7 protein-coding genes are annotated in these 6,719 nt (G+C 37.5%); 5 read left to right on the top strand and 2 right to left on the bottom strand.

The genetic code is table 11. From position 1 onward, the window contains the following. Positions 1-194: 194 nt before the first annotated feature. The gene (locus tag AC33VI_RS12265) at positions 195-836 is read right to left on the bottom strand and encodes a sugar transferase (protein WP_491782552.1); all 642 of its coding nucleotides are present in this window, start codon (positions 834-836) and stop codon (positions 195-197) included. A 505-nt stretch (positions 837-1,341) separates the two neighbouring features. Between AC33VI_RS12265 and AC33VI_RS12260 the strand changes: the two genes are divergently transcribed. The 3 genes from AC33VI_RS12260 to cobT are packed head-to-tail and all read left to right on the top strand — an operon-like array spanning position 1,342 to position 3,992. Continuing rightward, on the top strand, positions 1,342-2,049 hold the full coding sequence (locus tag AC33VI_RS12260; RefSeq protein ID WP_491782551.1) for a Crp/Fnr family transcriptional regulator: 708 nt from the start codon (positions 1,342-1,344) through the stop codon (positions 2,047-2,049). Positions 2,050-2,101: 52 nt separating this feature from the next. Further along, complete coding sequence (locus tag AC33VI_RS12255) at positions 2,102-2,866, top strand: DUF2232 domain-containing protein (protein WP_491782550.1); 765 nt, start codon at positions 2,102-2,104, stop codon at positions 2,864-2,866. A gap of 13 nt (positions 2,867-2,879) precedes the next feature. Then, complete coding sequence (gene cobT / locus AC33VI_RS12250) at positions 2,880-3,992, top strand: nicotinate mononucleotide-dependent phosphoribosyltransferase CobT (RefSeq protein WP_491782549.1); 1,113 nt, start codon at positions 2,880-2,882, stop codon at positions 3,990-3,992. Here the strand turns inward: cobT and AC33VI_RS12245 are convergent. Next, on the bottom strand, positions 3,966-4,343 hold the full coding sequence (locus tag AC33VI_RS12245; RefSeq protein ID WP_491782548.1) for a hypothetical protein: 378 nt from the start codon (positions 4,341-4,343) through the stop codon (positions 3,966-3,968). The genes cobT and AC33VI_RS12245 overlap by 27 nt on opposite strands. A 251-nt stretch (positions 4,344-4,594) precedes the next feature. Here AC33VI_RS12245 and AC33VI_RS12240 point away from each other — a divergent pair, with 251 nt between their 5' ends. After that, positions 4,595-5,782: an extracellular solute-binding protein gene (locus tag AC33VI_RS12240; protein ID WP_491782547.1), complete on the top strand. Its 1,188-nt coding sequence runs from the start codon at positions 4,595-4,597 to the stop codon at positions 5,780-5,782. A 39-nt stretch (positions 5,783-5,821) separates the two neighbouring features. After that, positions 5,822-6,719 (top strand): RecQ family ATP-dependent DNA helicase (locus AC33VI_RS12235; protein WP_491782546.1); only part of this gene is annotated, 898 nt, incomplete at its 3' end.

Below are 6,719 nucleotides of genomic sequence, written 5' to 3'. Positions count from 1 at the left end.
TCTGAACATTTTAGCCCTTGGGCAAAGGGTTTTCGCTTGTGGAGATACCTCTGGTAGGGATGGGTCTTTGACCGATCTAGCTATGTATCGCTGAAGCAAGAATCCCCCGAATTTAGCGTAGCGGATTCGGGGGAGTGTCAATTCAATAAAATTGATATGTAGAATAAAATATACTGCGATTGATTATTTCATTGCTAGCAAGCTCCCTTCCGAGCCACAACAACTGCTATAGTGTGAAAAATAAGACTGACATCATAGAAGAAAGACCATCTCTTTTGGTATTCGATATCCATCGCTACAATATCTTCAAAATCTAAAACTTGAGAACGACCTCTGACTTGCCACTCTCCAGTAATCCCAGGCTTGACTCTCAAACGCTCAAAATGATGTTGCTCGTACATTGACACTTCATCAACAGTAGGAGGACGAGTACCAACCAAACTCATTTCGCCCTTAAGTACGTTCCAAAATTGGGGAAACTCATCTAAACTAGTACGGCGCAAGAAACGACCTACTTTAGTAATTCTAGGATCGTTTTCATTTTTAAAAATATGTCCCTTGGCTTGATTTTCAACTAGATGCTTTTGTCGATCCGCATCTGCAATCATTGAGCGAAACTTCCAAATTGTAAATTTTCTTCCATCCAAACCACAGCGAGTTTGACTATACAAAAGGCTACCAGGATCGTACAACCACATAGCTACTGCGATTGGGATGGCAATTGCTATCGTAATAACTAACCCAACAATCGCACCTAATATATCTAATATTCGCTTACTTTTACTAGTTACTGAAGGATGAATTGAAGATTCAATAGATGATTGTAGAATTTTCATACCCTTCAAACTAAGATTAACAGGTGAAGTCATAAAACAAACAATTTATAAATCAAGTTAAGTTTAAATACAGTTTTATTATTCTGTTTATGCAATCATATGAGTTATAGAACCAGAAATGCTAGGAGTTAAGGCATTCTTCACCAAATCTTTAAATAATAATACCGAGAAAGAAGTTTTGATATATTTTAGTTTTTACTGTCAATTCAATTATTGAAAAAATTCACTGTATTTTTAAAAGCTTATATAATAATACTTTGCCAGTCTTTAAAATGTACTAAAAAATACTATCTTTAAATCAAAAAACATTATGTAGATAAATAATTTTATAAATAAGTAACAAGATAAAACTTCATAATGCTAATCGACTAAAAACAAACTAAAAAAACTAGTATTTTAAATAGATTTAAGTTGATTTATTGATTATTTTGCTACAAATTCCTTTATTTTGCTTTTGAAAATGATACAAAGGAGATATTTATAGCGAACTAACATATAATCCTCTATGGAAGATCAATCTCGTTATCTAGAATCTAATATCGATCGCCAAGAACTGATCGATCTAGTTCCTTTCATGTCTGGACTGCCAGAAGAAAGTATTCATAAAATTGCAGCCCATTTTGTTACCATATCTCATCCTCCCAATCAAGTTTTGTTGCTAGAAAACGATTGGGGTGGGTCAGTATATTTTATTTTAGAAGGATGGGTCAAAATTCGTACTTATAATTTAGACGGCAAAGAAGTAACTCTAAACATTATTGGTAAAGGAGAAATCTTCGGAGAAATGGCAGCAATGGATAAAATGCCTCGTTCTACTGATGCTATTACTTTAACCAAGACTTTAATTGGTAGAATACCAGCAGAGGACTTCGTTAATTTAATTAATACCGAACCTGCCGCTGGAGTTCACTTAGTTCAATTAATGGCAAAACGATTGCGCCAAGTAAATCGTCGATTGCAATTAAGAGAAGCTAGTAGTGTATCTAGAGTCGCCGATGCCATTCTCTTCCTCGTAGAAGGACAAGGCAAAGAAGGAGAGCAAGGTACGGAAATTCCCAACCTACCCCACCGAGAAATTAGTAGTCTTAGTGGATTAGCCAGAGAAACCGTAACTAGAGTTTTGACCAAGCTAGAAAAAAAAGGCTTGATTCAAAGAAATGCCGATTCTATGCACATTCCCGATATACCCGCTTTAGAAAATACTATTTGCTGATGAATTTAAGTCCCCTAAACAGTTTTTTCTTGTTTGAGCAACTAACAATTTTATGTCAATAGAAGACTACCAAAGCTCTTTATCCGATTCTGCCAAACAGATTAATGATGACGAGATTAACTGGGTCGATAGAGTAGATTCAGAGCAAATCAAACCACAATTGGAATCTTCCTCTGAAAAAACAGACAAACGAACCAAAACTTCTACCGATACAGTTGTGATGGTGGAAACAGCATTTCTAGCTAGTGCTGCCAGTTTGGTTTGGTTAATCAATTTTTATTTTCCTGTTGGGCCGATTTTAAAGATTTTTTTCCCTATTCCCATTGCTTTGATCTATTTACGAAGAGGCAGCCGTGCTTCTTGGATGGCAGCAATAGTTTCGGGATTATTACTTTTAGTTTTAATGGGCCCCACTCGTAGCATTATTTTTATCATGCCTTATGGCTTGATGGGAGTGCTTTTAGGTGCTTGTTGGCAGCGTAAACTGAATTGGTTATTTTCCATTGTATCTGGGGCTATTTTAGGCTCTTTGGGAATGTTTTTTCGTTTCTGGTTGTCTTCTATTTTGGTAGGAGAAAATCTTTGGATTTACGTGATTAATCAAATTACTCAACTAGCAGATTGGCTATTTTTCCAACTGGGTATTTTAGCGCAGCCCAATTTTTTAGTAGTTCAAACCTTAGCTTGTGGCTTGATTGTAGTTAATAATTTAGTATATTTGTTTGCAGTGCATTTAGTAGCCTTGATGTTACTGGAGCGTTTGAACAATCCAATTTCTCCGCCCCCAGAATGGGTGAGAATCTTATTAGATTATTAGTTATTCAGTCAACATGATTTACGTCTACAGTCAATTACAGTCGGGAATGAGTTGGTTGAGACGATATAGCGGTAAAAAGCCCAATTTTGCTTGTGTTTTAGGTTTTACTGCTACGGGATTAATTCCTGGAATTTCTGCTGCGGGGGCGACTCCTAAAGATCGGGAGTATACTGCGGTCGCCGATGCCGAATTTTTAGCTCAAGGAATAAAAGCAAATTATCAACATCCCCTACCAATATTGACAGCAGGAGTTTCTCCCACTTTTATTACCCGTACGATAGTAGAAGCATTAGAAATTCCTACTTACATTTTCAATGCTGGTTTGCCCCATCCACCAACCGTAAAAACCATCGATTTGGCAGGAAAACCTGCAAATTGTCTTACTTCTGGACGAGCTATGGATCTTCAAACCGTTCGACATCTATTTAGAAAAGGTTGGGAATGGGGCAGAAAATTGGCAAAGACAGCTGATTATTTAATTATTGGTGAATGTGTCGTGGGTGGCACAACTACCGCTCTAGCCTTATTAACGGGTTTAGGAATTGAAGCTAGAGGTATGGTCAACAGCAGTCACCCTCGGTGTAATCACCAACAAAAGTGGTCGATCGTGCAAACTGGCTTGGGTAATGTCAATTTACCAAATAAATTACAAGATCCTTTGCAAGTCGTAGCAGCTATTGGCGATCCGATGCAGATTGTAGCTGCGGGAATGGCTATTTCTGCTAGTAGCTGTGGAGGAGTTATGTTGGCTGGGGGGACGCAAATGTTAGCAGTATATGCTTTAATTGAGGCGATATCTAACTACCATAGGATTTCAGTTCAATTATCTCAAATTACGGTAGGAACGACTCGCTGGGTAGCGGAAGATCCGACGGGTAACACTGTGGATTTAGCCAAAAGAATTGGTAGAGTCCCCCTAATCTGTACTGGGTTGAATTTTGCTACCTCTCGCTATCCTAGTTTTAGAGCCTATGAGCGAGGATATGTGAAAGAAGGTGTGGGTGCTGGAGGTTGCGCGATCGCAACTCACCTAATGCAAAATTGGACTCCTATTCAATTGCTGACTACCATTGAAACCCTATTCTCTCGTTATCAGCATCTAAGAATGAATTCTATAGGTCAGTAACTGTTCTTCAAGAGCAGCAATACGATTGTAAGCAGCAGTCAACTGTGCTGTCAAACGGCGAATTTGAGTATCGGGAGAAAAATTATCGCTAGCAGAACTACTACTGTTGGTACTGCTATTATCATCTACCAAAATATCTTTATGGGTAAGTTGGTATTCATCTTCTCGATTTTGACTGTTAAAATCAGTCGAGTTAGCAGCAAAATGAGGTAGAGAATAGGATTCTGGGGTTCTGGTTTTGGATTGCTGAGAACTAAGAGTTTTAACTTGTTCGCCAATTTGTTCGATTAGCTCGTGAAGCCTGTCTATTTTGTCTCGCAAATCGCCAATTTGTGTTTGTAATGTATCCATATAGTTACCATTCTCATTTTAATTTTATTTCCTTATTTATGCTAAAAGCATTATTAAGCAAAATACCTACTATTCCTGATTCATTTAACAATTGCTCAACTTATTTTTGTAAATATTATGAAGATAATTCTCTCAAGCTATTTATACAGCGAAATTCTAGCACGCTGAAGCTTAAAATAGTCTTTGCCTGTTAAAAAATATCTACGATTGATTAGGTAAACATACCTTATATTTTTCGGTTTTAACCATTTATGAAATATCCGTTATCCCGACGTTCTTTTCTTAGAGGAAGCACTGCCATTACTTTGTCGCAGCTTTTGGTAAGTTGTGGCAATTCTCAAGATATTTTTCAAATACTGTTTTTAGCAAATTCTATTCCCATTCAGTTAATTGGAGACTTTCGTAAAACAATTAAATCGGAAAGCAAAGTTAAGTTTCAGCCTCAAAGCCAACTATCTCAAACCTTTGATTCTTTATTGAATTTATCTACAGCCAAACAAGCAGATTCTCCAATCAAGAATATGTTCGATAAAATCTTTAATAAATCTAAAAATTCCCCCCATCTAATCAGTTTGGGAGACTCTTGGCTAACTTTAGCGATCGCACAAAATTTGCTAGAACCTTTGGAAGTTAAGAATTTAACTAATTGGCAAAAACTATCTTCTGACTGGCAAAAATTAGTTCGGCGTAATAGTCAGGGCAACACAACAGCGGAGGGAGAAATATATGGCGCGCCCTATCGTTGGGGAAGTACGGTAATTGCCTATCGAAAGGATAAATTAGATCGGTTAGGATTGACAATTTCTGATTGGCAAGATCTTTGGCAACCCCAATTAAAAGATCGTCTTTCTTTGTTAGATTCTCCAAGAGAAACAATTGGTTTAACTTTAAAGAAACTAGGCTATTCTTACAACACAGAAGATTTAGCTTCTGTGAATAACTTGGAGTCAGAATTAATTGCTTTAGATCGACAGGTCAAACTTTATAGTTCCGATCGCTATTTAGAACCATTGATTTTAGGAGACACTTGGGTAGCAGTTGGTTGGTCTAGTGATATTTTGTCTGTGGCTAAACGCTATCCAGAAATTGAGTTGGTCATCCCTACTTCTGGAGTATCTTTATGGGCAGATCTGTGGGTAAAACCTCGCATAAATGAAGTAAATAAAACCGATAGTCAAAATTTCACCGCTCTAGTCAATCAATGGTTAGATTTTTGCTGGTCAGATAAAGCTGCCAAACAAATATCTATTTTTACCAAAGGAATTTCGCCAATTTTACTGTCCGCAAACCAGCAAGATTTACCAAAAGATTTACAAGATAATTTATTATTAAACTCACCAGTAATTAAATCTAATTTGAGCGAATTTTTATTACCTCAAACTCCAGAAACAACTAAACAATATCGGGATTTGTGGCTTAAAATTCGACAAGGTAATTAACCTATAACCACTAACTACTGAGTATTACCCACTAATTTAATGTTTGATGAACAAGAATACGATCGCATTAAACAAAAGTTCCAAGAAATTTGGGGTTATGAAGATTTTAGACCGCCCCAGGGAGAGATAATTCGCGGTCTTTTACAAGGTAAAGACGTTTTGGTAGTATTGCCTACTGGCAGTGGTAAATCTATTTGTTTCCAATTACCCGCATTGTTGCAAAAAGGCTTGACTATTGTTATTTCTCCTTTGGTAGCATTGATGGAAAATCAAGTCGCCCAATTACAAACACTGGGTTTGCCAGGGGCGTTATTACATGGAGAAATATCCCGCAGTCAGCGAAAATCTACTTTAGAAGCCATTACTCAACAAAAACTAAGTTTATTATATTTATCTCCTGAAACTTTACTCAGTAATGCCGTCTGGCAAATTATCACCGCACCAGAAATCAAGATCCGTGCCATTGTCATTGATGAGGTACATTGCTTAACTCAGTGGGGTACTAGTTTTCGTCCAGCCTATCGTCGCTTGGGTGCAGTGCGTCGCAGTTTGCTAGCAAGGAAACCACCTGAAAGTAAGATTGCGCTCGCGGCATTTACTGCTACAGCTAATCCTGTAGCTCGAAAAGAAATCTGCCAAGCATTAGAATTAAACCAACCCGAAATATTTGTCGCTAATCCTCGGCGCAGCAATCTCAGTTTAAATGTCCAAACAGTTTGGACTCCTAGAGGCAGAAAACAACAACTATTGGAGTTTGTAAGACAGCAAACAACAACATCGGGTTTAATCTACGTGCGATCGCGGTTCGATAGTCAGAGTTTAAGTCAATGGTTACAAACTTTTAACTATACTGTCGCAGCCTATCATGGGGGTTTGAGTGGGATAGTAAGAAGAAAAATCGAACATAATTGGGTTTCGGGAAAACTCCAGATTGTCG

The organism is Waterburya sp. (assembly GCF_058530065.1).
The sequence above is the reverse complement of the archived record's forward strand: the minus strand, read 5'-3'. Positions and strand labels throughout refer to the sequence as shown.